12 protein-coding genes and 1 pseudogene are annotated in these 14118 nt (G+C 71.2%); 7 read left to right on the plus strand and 6 right to left on the minus strand.

The window, feature by feature from the left end; translation table 11 throughout:
- The first annotated feature begins 142 nt into the window (after positions 1-142).
- Together VET29_RS33495 and VET29_RS33500 are read left to right on the plus strand one after the other, a co-directional pair.
- A complete protein-coding gene (locus tag VET29_RS33495; protein ID WP_324928258.1) occupies positions 143-742 on the plus strand; it encodes a TMEM165/GDT1 family protein in 600 nt (199 codons plus the stop codon).
- A gap of 32 nt (positions 743-774) precedes the next feature.
- A complete protein-coding gene (locus VET29_RS33500) occupies positions 775-1635 on the plus strand; it encodes an oxygenase MpaB family protein (protein ID WP_324928260.1) in 861 nt (286 codons plus the stop codon).
- A gap of 7 nt (positions 1636-1642) precedes the next feature.
- Here the strand turns inward: VET29_RS33500 and VET29_RS33505 are convergent, their stop codons facing one another.
- The 3 genes from VET29_RS33505 to VET29_RS33515 are packed head-to-tail and all read right to left on the minus strand — an operon-like array spanning position 1643 to position 4394.
- Positions 1643-2323 (minus strand): helix-turn-helix domain-containing protein, encoded by a 681-nt coding sequence (locus VET29_RS33505; protein ID WP_324928263.1) that lies wholly within the window; start codon positions 2321-2323, stop codon positions 1643-1645.
- Entirely contained in the window at positions 2323-3522 is a 1200-nt protein-coding gene (fahA, locus tag VET29_RS33510; RefSeq protein ID WP_324928265.1) for a fumarylacetoacetase, read from the minus strand. The genes VET29_RS33505 and fahA overlap by 1 nt, the downstream gene beginning before the upstream one ends.
- The gene (locus VET29_RS33515) at positions 3519-4394 is read right to left on the minus strand and encodes a hypothetical protein (RefSeq protein WP_324928277.1); all 876 of its coding nucleotides are present in this window, start codon (positions 4392-4394) and stop codon (positions 3519-3521) included. The genes fahA and VET29_RS33515 overlap by 4 nt, the downstream gene beginning before the upstream one ends.
- 67 nt (positions 4395-4461) lie before the next feature.
- Between VET29_RS33515 and VET29_RS33520 the strand changes: the two genes are divergently transcribed.
- Both VET29_RS33520 and VET29_RS33525 read left to right on the plus strand, forming a co-directional pair.
- A complete protein-coding gene (locus VET29_RS33520; protein ID WP_324928267.1) occupies positions 4462-5640 on the plus strand; it encodes a homogentisate 1,2-dioxygenase in 1179 nt (392 codons plus the stop codon).
- A gap of 117 nt (positions 5641-5757) precedes the next feature.
- A pseudogene (locus VET29_RS33525) lies at positions 5758-7440 on the plus strand (PQQ-dependent sugar dehydrogenase); the annotation flags it as partial.
- A gap of 639 nt (positions 7441-8079) precedes the next feature.
- Here VET29_RS33525 and VET29_RS33530 read toward each other — a convergent pair.
- Positions 8080-8700 carry a LysE family translocator gene (locus VET29_RS33530; protein ID WP_324928269.1) on the minus strand — a complete coding sequence of 207 codons (621 nt, stop codon included), beginning with the start codon at positions 8698-8700 and terminating at the stop codon, positions 8080-8082.
- Positions 8701-8814: 114 nt separating this feature from the next.
- Between VET29_RS33530 and VET29_RS33535 the strand changes: the two genes are divergently transcribed.
- Positions 8815-9537 (plus strand): DUF2470 domain-containing protein, encoded by a 723-nt coding sequence (locus tag VET29_RS33535; RefSeq protein WP_414636685.1) that lies wholly within the window; start codon positions 8815-8817, stop codon positions 9535-9537.
- A 33-nt stretch (positions 9538-9570) separates the two neighbouring features.
- Here VET29_RS33535 and ligD read toward each other — a convergent pair whose 3' ends face one another.
- Both ligD and VET29_RS33545 read right to left on the minus strand, forming a co-directional pair.
- On the minus strand, positions 9571-11976 hold the full coding sequence (gene ligD / locus VET29_RS33540) for a DNA ligase D (protein ID WP_324928273.1): 2406 nt from the start codon (positions 11974-11976) through the stop codon (positions 9571-9573).
- An 18-nt stretch (positions 11977-11994) separates the two neighbouring features.
- On the minus strand, positions 11995-12723 hold the full coding sequence (locus tag VET29_RS33545; protein ID WP_324928279.1) for a CPBP family intramembrane glutamic endopeptidase: 729 nt from the start codon (positions 12721-12723) through the stop codon (positions 11995-11997).
- An 89-nt stretch (positions 12724-12812) separates the two neighbouring features.
- On the opposite strand from VET29_RS33545, the gene VET29_RS33550 reads away from it, so the two are divergent.
- Positions 12813-13271 carry a PPOX class F420-dependent oxidoreductase gene (locus VET29_RS33550; protein WP_324928275.1) on the plus strand — a complete coding sequence of 153 codons (459 nt, stop codon included), beginning with the start codon at positions 12813-12815 and terminating at the stop codon, positions 13269-13271.
- A 158-nt stretch (positions 13272-13429) separates the two neighbouring features.
- Positions 13430-14118, plus strand: a 689-nt coding sequence (locus VET29_RS33555; protein WP_324928281.1) for an arginine deiminase family protein, incomplete at its 3' end; no start/stop codon positions are given.

The raw sequence follows: 14118 nt of genomic DNA on the forward strand, positions 1-14118 counted from the left end.
CGACATACTGACCCGCTCACGCGGGTCCGGTGCCTCACCCGTTCACGAGCGGGCGAACGAGACCTCCGGCCGGGTTTCAGACATGCCCGGCCGGAGTCATGCCGCCTCCGTCCGGGCCCGACGCGGAGAGGTATCCGTTCCTATGGGCCACTGGCTCCTGGCTTTCGTTTCCGCCTACGGCGCCGTCTTCCTGCTGGAGCTGCCGGACAAGACGACGGCGCTGACACTCGTGCTGTCCAGCCGCTTCCACAGCCGGCCCGTGCTGGCCGGCGCCGCCGTCGCGTTCGCACTGCAGTCGGTCATCGCCGTCGCGCTGGGCAGTGCCATCACGCTGCTGCCGGAGCGGATCGTCGCGGGCACGATCGCCGTGCTGTTCGGGCTGGGCGCGTTCCTGCTGCTGCGGGAGAGCCTCGCGGCCGACACCGACGAGGCGGACGGTGCCGGCGTGTCCGGACGGGACGCGGTGCCGTTCGCGCGGGCGGTGATGATCTCGTTCGGCACGCTGTTCCTCACCGAGTGGGGCGACGCCTCGCAGGTCACCGCCATCGGCGTGGCCGCGCGATACGCGACCCCGGTCGCGGTGGGCATCGGGACGTTCCTGGCGCTGATGAGCGTGACCATGCTGGCGCTGCTGGTCGGCCGCAAGCTGCGCGCGAAGGTGCCCGCGCACCTCATCCAGCGGGGGGCCGCGGTGGTGTTCGTGATTTTCGCTCTGCTGGCGGCATGGAAGGCAATAGTCTGAGTGTGACTGTTCGCCGGGAAGGAGCCGCGACCATGCGACGGCCGATCGAACCGGGGACGCGGCTGTGGGACGAGACCGGCTTGGTGACGTTCCCACTGACCACAGGGGCCGCGTTCGCGTTGCAGGTGATGCATCCGACGGTCGGGGCGGTCGTCGGCGAGCACTCGGTGTTCCGGACGGACGCGATCGGGCGCGCACTGCGGTCGGTCGCATCGGTGCTGACGTGGGTGTACGGCGGGCAGGAGGCGTTGACCGAAGGGGACCGGCTGCGCTCGATGCACGCGCCACTGAAGTCCACTGTGGACGGAGTGACGCACAGGGCGCTGGCCTCGGGGCCGTGGGCGTGGATCATCCTGACCGCGCCGTACGCGTACGAGACGGGTGCGCGGTACTTCTCCCGCCACCCGCTCTCACCGGAGGACGCCGAGGCGTTCTACGCGGAGATCGTGCAGGTGGCGCGAAACCTGCACGTGGCGGAGAAGGAGATCCCGCCGACGTACGACGCGTACCGCAAGTACTTCGCGGACATGCTGGACCACACGCTGGTGGCGCACCCGACGGCCTACGAGTTCCTCGCGGGGACCCGCCAGGTTCCGCCGCCGCCGGCGCTGCCACGACTGTTCCGTCCACTGTGGAAGCTCGCGATGGACGTGCCGGGGCGGGTACAGCACTTCGTCACCGTCGGCACCCTGCCACCGAAGGCGCGGGCGACCCTCGGTCTGGTGTGGACGGACCGCGACGAGCGGGCGTTGCGGCTGCTGGGTTTCGCGGTCGCCCGGCTGCTGCCGATGCTGCCGGAACGGTTGCGTTACCTGCCCATCGCCTACGAGGCGCGGCGGGTCGACCGGGCCCAGCGGGCGCTGCGGAAGGTGTTGGCGCGCCGGCCGGTGTGAGCGCGGGTCAACGCAGGGCTTCGGCGACCGCCGCCGCGGCGGCGAGGACCCGGGGGCCCACCACCTCGCTCTCCAGGGACTGGAAGCTGATCACGCCGACGCTCGCCCGCAGACCCGGGACACCGCGGACCGGGGCGGCTATGCCGGACGCGCCGGACTGGAGCTCGCCCGTCGTGGACAGCCAGCCCGGGTTCTCCTCCCGCAGGCCGATGGCCTTGCCGGCGGCCCCCCGGGACAGCGGGTGACGCGTCCCCACCCGGTACGCCACGTGGTACGTCGTCCATGACGGTTCGAGCACCGCTATGGCCTGGGCCTCCTCGCCGTCCGCCACGGTCAGGTGGGACGTCGCCCCCACCGACTCCGCCAGCTCCCGCAGTGCCGGCAGCGCCGCGAGCCGGAGCTGCGGCGTGACCCGGGCGGCCAGCCGCAGCAGGCCCAGGCCCAGCCGGACCTTCGAGCCGTCGCGGCGGACCAGGCCGCGGTCCTGCAGAGGCACCAGCAGCCGGTACACCGCAGCCCGCGACGCGCCGATCGCGGTCGCCAGGTCGCTGATCGTCGGAGCTTCCGACTCCGAGTCGGCCACCGCCTGCAGCAGCGCCAGGCCACGTTCCAGCGTCAGCGAGCTCTCCCGGCCGGCCGGCGCCGGGCGGGTGGACGCCGGCTGGATGGGACGGATCGGGCGGGCCACTACAGGTCCACCGCCGGCAGCACGGTGCCCTCGACCGGCGCGAGCCCGACGACCGAGCCGTCCTCGCCGGGGGCCTGCGCGGTGATGACCACCGTGTCGCCGTCCTCCAGGAACGTCCGTGTCTGGCCGTCCGCCAGCTCGATCAGGTCGCGCCCACCCCACGACAGCTCCAGGAACGAGCCCCGCTGCCGTTCTTCCGGACCCGACACCGTGCCGGACGCGAACAGGTCACCCGGCCGGACCGTCGCCCCGTTCACCGTCATGTGGGCCAGCTGCTGCGCGCACGAGTACGACATGTCCGCGAACCGCGGCCGCGACACGACCGTGCCGTTCCATTCCACGGACAGTCGCAGGTCCAGGCCCCACGGCGTGTCCTCCACCAGGTACGGCAGCCACGGGTTGCCCACGTCCGGCACCGCGACGCGGGCCGTCGCCAACGCGTCCAGCGGGGTCACCCACGCGGAGATCGACGTCGCGAACGACTTGCCGAGGAACGGGCCCAGCGGCTGGTACTCCCAGCCCTGGATGTCGCGGGCCGACCAGTCGTTCAGCAGCACCACGCCGAAGATGTGCTCGGCCGCCGACCTCGTCGGGACCCGGCGGGCGACCGGGCCGCCGCACACGAACCCGACCTCCGCCTCGACGTCCAGGCGGCCGGACGGGCCGAAGTGGGGACCGCCCTTGCCGCGGCGCTGCCCGTGCGGGCGTTCCACCGGCGTGCCGGACACGACGACCGTGCCCGAACGGCCGTGGTACCCCACCGGCAGGTGTGTCCAGTTCGGCAGCAGCGGGTCGGAGTCGGGCCGCATGATCCGGCCGACGTTCTCCGCGTGGTGGCGCGAGCTGTAGAAGTCCACGTAGTCGCCGACCGTGAACGGCAGGGGTATCCGTACGTCCGACAGCGACACCAACTCGGCGCCCGTGGGGGCGGAGGGCTGCGTCACCAGCGAGGTCAACCGGGCCCGCAGCCCGCTCCAGTCCGCCCTGGTCGCCGCCAGCAGCGGGTCCAGGGACACCCCGGACACCAGCTCGGCCAGGTCGCCAAGGTGTCGCGCGATCGACGGCAGGGCCAGCGCGTGGTCACCCAGCCGGACGGCCACTCGCGGCCCGTCGCCCGCGTCCACCACGCCGTACGGCAGCGTCTGCGGGCCGAACGGCTGGTCGCGGGCGAACGCGGGATCGCGCACCCAGGAGGTCACAGCAGCCCCAGCGCCTCGAGGTCGGTGACGGGGTCGGTCAGCGAGCAGGAGCCGTAGGACGCGAACACACCGCGCACCGACAGGGCCTCGTGCTCGGTCAGGTTCTGGGCCTCCTCGGCCAGCGCCTTGCTGTCGGTCGAGGACAGTGCCGCGTGGACCTCCTCCTCCGGCGCGCCCGCCAGCAGGCGGGCGGTCGCGAGCAGGAGGTTGAGGAAGCCGTGGTGGGTGAAGCCGGTCTCCCCGTCGGTGTGCCGGACCGCGTTGTGCAGACCGGCGGTCGCCTTGAAGGACGCGCCGCCGTTGTTGATCACGGCGAGGAAACCGGCGATCTCCTCGACGCTCGGGAAGTTCTGCGCGGACACCCCGCCGCAGCGGATCTTCGGCCAGCTGCCGTGCTCGATCACGCGCTGGATGCCGTCGAGCCAGGCCGCGCCGCCGCGCCGCGGCTCTATGACGCGGATCACATCTTCTGGCACGAACTCCGAGACGCGTTCCAGCCACACCTCGTCGACGTCGGAGGGCGCCGGCATCTCCACCATGCGCAGCGCGAGCAGTTCGGCCCGCGACTCGACGATCGACAGCGCCTTCGGCACACCGCCGAGCCCGGTGTCGATCACGAGCGACAGCTCCACCGGCCTGGCCGGCTTCACCTTGATCAACTCGGTGATCAGCTCCGGCAGGCGCGAGGCCGGGCAGAGGAAAAGTCCCAGCACATCGGAGACGTCACTCGATCTCGCCGCCAGGTGCAACCGGACCGCGTCGGGCACGGTCGCGTTGCACGGCGGGAACAACGCGGCGTCGTCGATGAGCCGGGCGAGCAGGGAGGGCACGTCCCGCTGATCTGACGCGGGCTGGGGTGCGGCGCTTGACACGGCTGACACGCTAGTAGCGTATCAGCAACTGAACAAAGATGTCCGACTATCGAACACTGGACGGATCATGCCTTACTACCGTCGCGTCGGGGAGATCCCCCGTAAAAGGCACACGCAGTTCCGCTCCCCGGAGGGCTCGCTCTACGCCGAAGAGCTGATGGGCGTCGAGGGCTTCTCGTCGGACTCCGCCCTGCTCTACCACCGGTTTCTGCCGACGGCGATCGTGAACGCCGAGGTCGTCGAGGACCACCGTGGGACGCTGACGCCCAACCACCCGCTGATGCCGCGCCACTTCCGCACCCAGGACCTGAAGTCGGAGGAACGGCATGAGGTCGACGCGGTCACCGGCCGCCGCACGCTGTTCGGCAACGGCGACCTGACGATCGCGTTCGCCATCGCCACCGCGCCGAGCCCGCTGTACCGCAACGCGGTCGGTGACGAGCTGCTGTACGTCCAGACCGGCGCCGCGACGATCGAGACCAGCTACGGGGCGCTGGAGGTGACGGACGGCGACTACATCGTGCTGCCGACCTCCACGACCTACCGCGTGCTCCCCCACGGCGAGACGCGGCTGTACGTCATCGAGGCGACCGGGCACATCGGGCCGCCGAAGCGGTACCTGTCGACGAAGGGCCAGTTCCTGGAGCACGCGCCGTACTGCGAGCGCGACCAGCGCGGGCCAGACGAGCCGTTCCTGGCCGACGACACCGACGTGCCGGTGCTGGTCCGGCACCGGGCGGGGCTGACGAGGTTCACCTACGCCAACCACCCGTTCGACGTCGTGGGCTGGGACGGGTGCCTGTACCCGTGGGCGTTCAACATCCGCGACTTCGAGCCGATCACCGGGCGCGTGCACCAGCCGCCGCCGGTGCACCAGACGTTCGAGGGGCCGAACTTCGTGGTGTGCTCGTTCTGCCCACGCAAGGTCGACTACCACCCGCTGGCGATCCCCGTGCCGTACAACCACGCGAACGTGGACTCGGACGAGCTGATGTTCTACGTCGGCGGCAACTACGAGGCGCGGAAGGGCTCGGGGATCGGCCTCGGGTCGCTGTCGCTGCACCCGTCCGGCTTCACGCACGGACCACAGCCGGGCGCGGCGGAGGCCGCGATCGGCGTGGACTACTTCGACGAGACCGCGGTCATGGTCGACACGTTCCGCCCGCTGGAGCTGGGCGAGGCGGCGGCGGGTTGCGAGGATCCCGCCTACGCGTGGTCCTGGTCGGGCCGCGGCCCGACCACGTAGCGCGAAGAAGCCCAACCCCCCGTGACAATGTGATGTCAATCACTCGATCGTGGGTCCACTGAAGAGTGAACCAAGTCGGCCGCACGGGTCGAACTTCCTGGCGACGAATCGCCTGGAATGGGGGACCCCGTGTGCTCTCGCCGCGCTTCCGCGCGCCCACTGTTGGTGGCCGCCGCCCTCGCGGCCGGCGCACTGGCGGCACTGCCGACGACCGCCACGACCGCCGCCGCCGAGGTGCCGGCCGGCTTCACCGACACCGCGGTGATCGGCGGGCTCACCTCCCCCACCAACGCCGTGTTCGCGCCGGACGGCCGGGTGTTCGTCAGCGAGAAGAGCGGGCTGGTCAAGACGTTCGACTCACTGTCCGACCCGACCGCGACGATCACCGCGGACCTGCGCACCCAGACGCAGGACTACTGGGACCGCGGCCTGCTCGGCATGGCGCTCGACCCGGCCTACCCGGCCCGGCCGTACCTGTACGTGCTGTACACGTTCGACGCCCTGCCAGGTGGTACTGCGCCCCAATGGGGTGACACGTGTCCAACTCCGCCCGGCGCGACCGAGGACGGGTGCCTGGTCACCGGGCGCCTGTCCCGGCTGACGCTCGATGCGAACGGCGTCGCGACCGGCGGTGAGCGGGTGCTGCTCACGGACTGGTGCCAGCAGTTCCCGTCGCACTCCGTCGGCACGGTGACGTTCGGGCCCGACGGGGCGCTGTACGTGGGTGGCGGCGACGGCGCGAGCTTCAACTACGCCGACTGGGGCCAGCGCGGCAACCCGTGCGCCGACCCGCCGGGCGCGGCCGGGACGAACCTGGCGCCGCCGGACGCGCGGGGCGGCGCGCTGCGGTCGCAGTCCGTGCGGCGGCCCGCTGGCGAGCCGGTACCGCTGAACGGCGCGATCTCGCGGCTCGACCCGGACACGGGCGCGCCGATGCCCGGTGGCCCGTTCGCGAGCAGCCCGAACACGAACGCGCGGCGGATCGTCGCGTACGGCTTCCGCAACGAGTTCCGGTTCGCGTTCCGGCCCGGCACCAGCGAGCTGTGGGCCGGTGACGTCGGCTGGAACACCTGGGAGGAGATCGACCGGATCCCGAACGCGACGGACGGCGTGGCGGAGAACTTCGGCTGGCCGTGCTACGAGGGCGCGGCGCGGCAGTCCGGCTACGACGGCGCGAACCTGACCCTCTGCGAGTCGCTGTACGGCGGGCAGGCACCGCCGAACGTGCCGTACTACACGTACAACCACACCGCGCCGGTCGCGTCCGGTGACGGGTGCCCGACCGGCGGCTCGTCGATCAGCGGCATCGCGTTCGAGACCGACAGCGACTACCCGGCGGCGTACGACGGGGCGTTGTTCTTCGCGGACAGCTCACGTGGCTGCGTCTGGGCGATGCGGCGGGGCGCGAACGGTCAGCCGGACCCCGCGGACATCGCGCCGCTGGTGACGGGCGCGGACGTGCCGGTGCAGTTGCTGACCGGTCCTGGCGGGGACCTGTACTACGTGGCGCTGGGCGCCGGCGAGCTGCACCGGGTGAGCTACCCGCCGAACCAGCCGCCGACCGCGCGCGCCACGGCGACCCCGTCGTCCGGCGCGGCGCCGCTGACCGTGGTCTTCGACGGCTCGGGCTCGTCGGACCCGGAGGGCGGCGCGCTCACGTACGCGTGGGACCTGGACGGCGACGGCGCCTACGACGACTCCACGACCGTGAACCCGCGGTACACGTACGTGGCGCAGGCAACCGTCCCGGTGGGACTGCGGGTGACCGACCCGGTCGGCCAGTCCTCGACGACGACGGTGCCCGTGACGGTGGGGAACCCGCCGAGCAACACACCGGTCGTGACCATCGACGACCCGACGGCGTCGACCCGGTGGAGCGTGGGCGAGACGATCCCGTTCGCGGGCCGGGCGGGCGACGCACAGGACGGTTCGCTGCCGGCGTCCGCACTCACCTGGCAGCTGACGTTGCAGCACTGCACGACATCGACGAACTGCCACGCGCACACCGTGCAGAGCTGGACCGGGGTGGCGTCGGGCAGCCTGGTGGCACCGGACCACGAGTACCCGTCCTATCTGGACCTGACCCTGACGGCGACGGACTCCGACGGGCACCGGACGTCGAAGACCGTGCGGCTGAACCCGCGAACGGTGGCGCTGACGTTCCAGTCGACCCCGGGCGGCGCACGGCTGGTGGTCGGCGGGACCGGGCAGACGGCGCCGTTCACGCGGACGGTCATCGTGGGCTCGAACAACACGGTGAGCGCGCCGAGCCCGCAGAACCTGTTCCTGGGCCTGCCGTTCCGCTGGACGAGCTGGTCCGACGGCGGCGCCCAGACCCACAACATCACCGCACCGGCGACAGCGACGACCTACCGCGCGAACTTCCAGCTGAGCCTGGGCGTCGGCAGAACGCAGCTCGGTCCGTCAGCTCGGTGGACACTAGCTGCTGGCCGCGATCCGTACGCCGATGCCGACGAGCAGGGTGCCCGTGACCGCGTCAATGGTGCGGCGGACCCTGGCGGCGGTGAGGAACCGGCGCAGCACGGTCACGATGTTGGCCAGGACCAGGAACCAGAGCAGGGTCGTGCCGGCCGCGACGCCAGCCAGCGTGGCCGTGTCGAGGACGCTCGCGTGCGCGGGTAGGAGCTGGGGCCACAGGGCGAGGAAGAACACCGCGACCTTGGGGTTCAGCAGGTTCGTGAGCAGTCCGGCCGCGAACGCGCCGCCTGCCGACCTGGCCTTGGCGGGCGCCGGCGTCTCGGTGTACCCGCCGCGGCGGGCCGCCAGCAGGGCGCGTATGCCGAGGTAGACGAGGTACGCGGCACCGGCTAGCTTGACCGTCGTGAACGCGACCGCGGAGGTGGCGAGCAGGCCGGCGACGCCGACCGAGGTGATGCCCGCCCACACCAGCAGGCCGCATGCGACACCGGCCGCGCAGGCCATGCCGGCGCGGCGCCCGCCGGAGAGGACGGACCGGAGCACGACGAGGAAGTCGGGACCGGGGGACATCGCACCGAGCAGGATGACACCCGCGAGGGCGAGAGCTTGGGTCACGTTCACACGCCCAGGCTACCTACGTGCGCTTTTCCAGCGACTTAGGATAACCTAACTCGCGGAGGTGCAGTTGTGACCGATCGACCCCCGACCCCCAGTCCGGGCGAACGCGCCAGGACCATGGCCGCGCGTGGGCCGGCCACGTTGCTGCCACCCATGCCGTCGCTGCCGCCGACCAGCGCGCCGGCCGACCGCGTCTCGCCGCTGCTGCACCACGTGCACGACGACGGGGCGGTGTCGGTGCTGCTGCCGTCCGACCACGAGCTCGCCATGTGGAGCGCGCCGTTGACGGCGATGGTCGAGGTGGTCGACGTCGCGCCGGTGCCGCTTCGGGAGTCGGTGCGTGGGTTGCTGTGGATCACCGGTCAGCTCGCGATCCTGCCGCTGCCCGACGCGCGGACCGTCGCACTGTCGATCGCCGCGCGGCGACCGGATCCGCGGCTGCTGGACCTCGGCCACGGGGCGTCGCTGCTGCGCCTGACCCCGGTGTCGATGGTGATCGCGGACGCGGACGGGACACACCCGGTGACGCCGGCCTCGTTCGCCTTGTCGGAGCCCGACCCGTTCTGCCACCAGGAGGCGGGCTGGCTGCGGCACCTGGAGCTGTCGCACACGGAGGTCGTGCACACCCTGCGCCGGCACCTGCCGGACCAGCTTCAGGGCGGTCACCTGCGGCCGCTGGGGCTGGACCGCTACGGGTTGCGGTTGCGGGTCGAGAGCTTCGACGGGGACCACGACGTGCGGTTGGCGTTCTCCCGGCCGATCGCGACACTGCGGGACCTGTCGGACGAGCTGCGGCGGATGGTGGGGTGCCCGTTCCTCGCGCTCCAGCACGGGGCCTAGCCGCGGGCTGTCCCGAGTAGCGATCTCTCGTCGTCACAGCTCCGGCAGTTGGGGACGTTTCCTTGCCAGCAACGGCTTCAGCAGGTCCGCGTGCTCGTCCAGGCGGGACAGCACGTCCGGGGCGGTGAAGGCCAGGTCGTTGGGGTGGCGACACCTCGCCACCTCGTCCCACGTGACCGGGGTCGACGCCGTGGGGGTCGGGCGGCCTCTCAGCGAGTACGGGGCGATCGTCGTCTTGTACTGGTTGTTCTGGCTCCAGTCGATGAAGATCTTGCCCGGCCTCAGGTCCTTCGCCATGCGGGCCACGATCAGCTCGGGGTTCTCGCCGGCCAGGTGTTCGGCCACCGCCTTCGCGTACTCCGACGTACGGGCCACGGCTGTCGTCCTTATCGGGGCGTACAGCTGCATCCCCTTGCTGCCGCTCGTCTTCGCCACCACCTCCAGGCCGTGCGTCGACAGGACCTCCCTGAGCTTCAGCGCCACCTCGCAGCATTCGACGATCGTCGCGGGGGCACCCGGGTCCAGGTCGAACACCAGCAGGTCCGGGGTCAGACGGTCGCCCTTTCGGTCCACCTTCCACTGCGGGATGTGCAGCTCCAGTGCCGCCATGTGGGCCGCCCACACCAGGCTCGGCAGGTCGTTCAGCACCACGAAGTCCAGTGTCTCGTTGCCCTTGGTGCTTCCTGGCGTCTCGATCCGGACCGTGCGCACCCATTCCGGCGCGTTGCGGGACGCGTTCTTCTCGTAGAACGGTTGGCCTTTCACGCCGTCGGGGAACCTTCTCAGGGTCACCGGGCGGTCCTTCAGGTGTGGCAGCAGGACCGGCGCCACCCGGCTGTAGTAGTCGATCACCTGTGCCTTGGTGAAACCCGCGTCCGGGTAGAGGACCTTGTCCAGGTTGGTCAGCCGCAGCCGGCGGCCTTCCACGTCCACCAGGACGTTCGTGGGCCGCTGTTGCTCGGCCGGCTCCTCCTCGGCCGGCGGACCGGCCGCCACCGCCACCGCCTCTGGTTCCAGGTCTGCCGCGTCCTTGTCCGATCTCAGCCCCCGCCAGGACGGGGCCCGTAATCGCCCGTCCGGGGTCCAGTTGCGGAACTCGACCTCGCCCACCAGCTCCGGACGCACCCACGTCGCGCCCTTCGCCCGTTCCCGGGGGACCTCGTTGTGGAACGGATTCTCCTTCTGTACCAACGGCTTCAGCCGATCGTGGAGGTCGGCCAACACCTCGTCGGTGAAACCGGTGCCCACCTGGCCCACGTACCGCACGCCCACGTCCGTCGGGACGCCCATCATCAGGGAGCCGATACCGCCTTCCCGCCGGCCCTCACCCGGGCGCCAGCCGCCTATCAGTACCTCCAGCGTCAGCACCTCGGTGATCTTCAGCCAGTCGGCGGTCCTGCGGCCGGGGTAGTAGCGGGACGACCGCCGCTTGGCGATCACGCCTTCGAGCCGCTGTTCGCGGGCCGTTTCCACCACCGCCGCGCCGGCGTCGTCGAACGACGGCGACACGTGCCAGTGCGGGCCGGTCAGGTCGAGACCCGCCAGCAGCTCCCGGCGTTCGGTGTACGGCAGGTCCACGCACGACTTTCCGTTCAGGTGCAGCACGTCGAAGATCAGGTAGGTCACGGGGACGGAGTTCGACAGGCTTCTCGCCTGACGTTCGTTGTGTACGTGCATTCGTTGCTGTAGCGCGGGAAAGCTCGGCCGGCCATCGTGCATGGCCACGATCTCCCCGTCCAGCCAGACCTGGGTGGCCCCCAGCTCCTCGCCCAGCCGCCGCAGCTCTGGGTAGGTGACGGTGATGTCGTTGCCCTTGCGGGAATGGAGGCGCAGCCGGCCACCCTCCACCCTCGCCAGCGCGCGGACGCCGTCCCACTTGAACTCGTACGACCAGTCGGACTCGTCGTCCGGCAGCGTGCCCGGGGACGCCAGCATCGGCTCCACCAGCTCGGGCAGCTGGCTGAAGTCGCGCCTGAGCGGTGGGTCCGAGCGGCGGACCATCCAGTCCTTCTCGCCCTTGCCACTGCGGAAGAACGTGTACTTCCCATGCGCCCTCGCGCCGTCGAACACGACCGCCACCTCGCGGTCGGACCACTTCACCGTCTCGTAGCGGCCACGGTCCCAGATGAACATCCGGCCGCCGCCGTACTCACCCTTCGGAATCTCGCCGGAGAACTCCAGGTACTCCATCGGGTGGTCCTCGGTGTGGACCGCCAGCCGGATGTCACCGGGGACATCCGGTAGGCCTCGGGGCACCGCCCACGACACCAGCACCCCGTCCCGCTCCAGCCGCACGTCCCAGTGCAGGGACGTCGCGTGGTGCTCCTGGATCACGAACGTGTCGTTGTTGCCCGTCGGGAGTGGTTCGCCCGTCGTGGGCACCGGCTCCGGGGTTCGGTCCGGGTCCCGCTTGCGTCGGTACTCGTCGAGGCCGGCCATGACCTCATCAAACCCGCATCAGGGCAGCCAGGCCACATGACCTCGCAGAAGGGCATAACCCACGAACGCCACGAAGTCGATCAGGAAGTGTGCCAGCACCAGTGGCCACAGCCGGTTCGTCCGCTGCCACACCCGCCCGAACACCAGCCCCATGACCACGTTGCCGACGAACCCGCCGAACCCCTGGTACAGGTGGTACGAACCCCGCAGCACCGCCGAGACCAGCAGCGACGAGTTCTCCCGCAGCCCCAGCTGCCGCAGGCGGGTGATCAGGTAGCCGACGACCAGCACCTCCTCGGCCCACGCGTTGGCGAACGCCGACACGGTCAGCGTCAGTCCCGCCCACCAGTGGTCCAGCGTGGTCGGCACGACCGTCAGGTTGGCCCCGACCGCCCGCGCGACCAGGTAGAACGCCAGCCCCGGCACACCGATCAGCGCGGCGAGACCCACGCCCCGCAGGAGGTCGCCCGGGACTCGCCGCCGGTCGAGGCCGATGTCCCGCAGCTTCAGCCCCGCCCGCCACAGCAGGTACAGCCCGAGCGCGCCCCACGCGAACAGCTGCGTCGCGCTGAGCAGCTGCCGCAGGAAGTCCAGCACCTGGTTGTTCGCCTGCGAGACGTTCAGCGCCACCGCCTGGTCGGCGAGCGCCTCCTCCCGCAGCAGCGAGTCGATCAGCGACAGGAGGCTGCGCAGCCCGGACATGCCCAGTGTCAGGGTGAAGACGAGCACGATCTCGACGACCACCATGCGACGGTTCTCGATCGGCGGCGTCTCGGGGCGCGGTGGGTTCAGCCAGATCACGACCGCACGCTACCGGTCGTCGTAGGGTGGTGACCGTGCCCAAGTTCGCAACCGCAGACCAGGTCGACCGCGACAAGCTCAACGAGTTCATCCGGCCCCGCCACCACGCCGTGCTGGTGACGCGGCGCGCCGACGGCGGCCCGCAGCTCTCCCCGGTGACGTGCGGCCTCGACACCGACGGCCGGATCGTGATCTCCACCTACCCCCGGCGGGCCAAGGCGCGGAACGCGAAGCGCGACCCCCGGGTGTCCGTGCTGATCCTCGGCGACGAGTTCAACGACGCGTACGTGCAGGTGGACGGCACCGCGGAGGTGCTGGACCTGCCGGACTCGGTCGAACCCCTGGTCGAGTACTTCCGGGTGATCTCCGGCGAGCACCCCGACTGGGACGAGTACCGGGACGCCATGCGCAAGCAGGGCAAGTCCCTGATCCGCGTCACGATCGACCGCTGGGGTCCCGTCGCGACGGGCGGCTTCCCACCCGAGCTTGGCTAGGCTCGGCGCGTGAGCGGAGCCTGCGCAGCGAACCATCGAAACTCAGGACGACACTCAGGACCACACTCAGGACGGCGCCTCGACCGCGGACGGCCCCACAGCGGAGCGGGCCGGCGCCACGGAGCGGGCGAGGTGCCGGCGTGACCGAGGAACTCCGGGTGGAGAGCGAAGTCGGGCCGCTGCGTGCGGTGTTGCTGCACCGGCCGGGTGACGAGCTCAAGCGCCTCACCCCACGCAACAACGACCAGCTCCTCTTCGACTCGATCCCCTGGGTCGAGCGGGCCCGGGAGGAGCACGACGCGTTCGCCGAGACGCTCCGGTCACGGGACGTCGAGGTGCTGCTGCTCGCGGAGGTGCTGGTCACCGCACTCGGCGACGAACGCGCCCACGCCGCGGCCGCCGACACCGCGGTCGACCGGCGCCGCGTCGGGCACGAGCTGGCCGACGCGCTCAGCTCGCACCTGTCGACGCTGACCCCCGCCGGGCTCGCGGGCGTGCTCATGGCCGGCATGACGTTCGAGGAGCTGCCCGACGCGGAGGGCGCCTCGCTGGTGCGCAGGATGCACCACCCGCACGACTTCGTCGTCGACCCGCTGCCGAACCTGCTGTTCACCAGGGACTCGTCGGTGTGGATCGGGGACCGGGTCGCCATCGCGTCGCTGGCCATGCCGGCACGCAACCGGGAGACCGCGCTGCTGGACCTCATCTACGCCTACCACCCGCGGTTCCGGTCGGCCGGCCGCGCGTACGGCGCGCACTCGGCGCCGGTCGAGGGCGGCGACGTGCTGCTGCTCGGGCCGGGGGTGCTCGCGATCGGCGTCGGTGAGCGGACCACGCCCGCGGGCGC

The organism is Actinophytocola sp. (assembly GCF_035634895.1).
In the GTDB taxonomy this organism is placed as follows: Bacteria; Actinomycetota; Actinomycetes; order Mycobacteriales; family Pseudonocardiaceae; genus Actinophytocola.

Excerpts from the sequence above, each read along its gene's own strand:
- VET29_RS33495 (WP_324928258.1), top strand. The coding sequence starts at position 143 with ATGGGCCACTGGCTCCTGGCTTTCGTTTCCGCCTACGGCGCCGTCTTC.
- VET29_RS33500 (WP_324928260.1), top strand. The coding sequence starts at position 775 with ATGCGACGGCCGATCGAACCGGGGACGCGGCTGTGGGACGAGACCGGC.
- VET29_RS33520 (WP_324928267.1), top strand. The coding sequence starts at position 4,462 with ATGCCTTACTACCGTCGCGTCGGGGAGATCCCCCGTAAAAGGCACACG.
- VET29_RS33535 (WP_414636685.1), top strand. The coding sequence starts at position 8,815 with ATGGCCGCGCGTGGGCCGGCCACGTTGCTGCCACCCATGCCGTCGCTG.
- ligD (WP_324928273.1), bottom strand. The coding sequence starts at position 11,976 with ATGGCCGGCCTCGACGAGTACCGACGCAAGCGGGACCCGGACCGAACC.
- VET29_RS33545 (WP_324928279.1), bottom strand. The coding sequence starts at position 12,723 with ATGGTGGTCGTCGAGATCGTGCTCGTCTTCACCCTGACACTGGGCATG.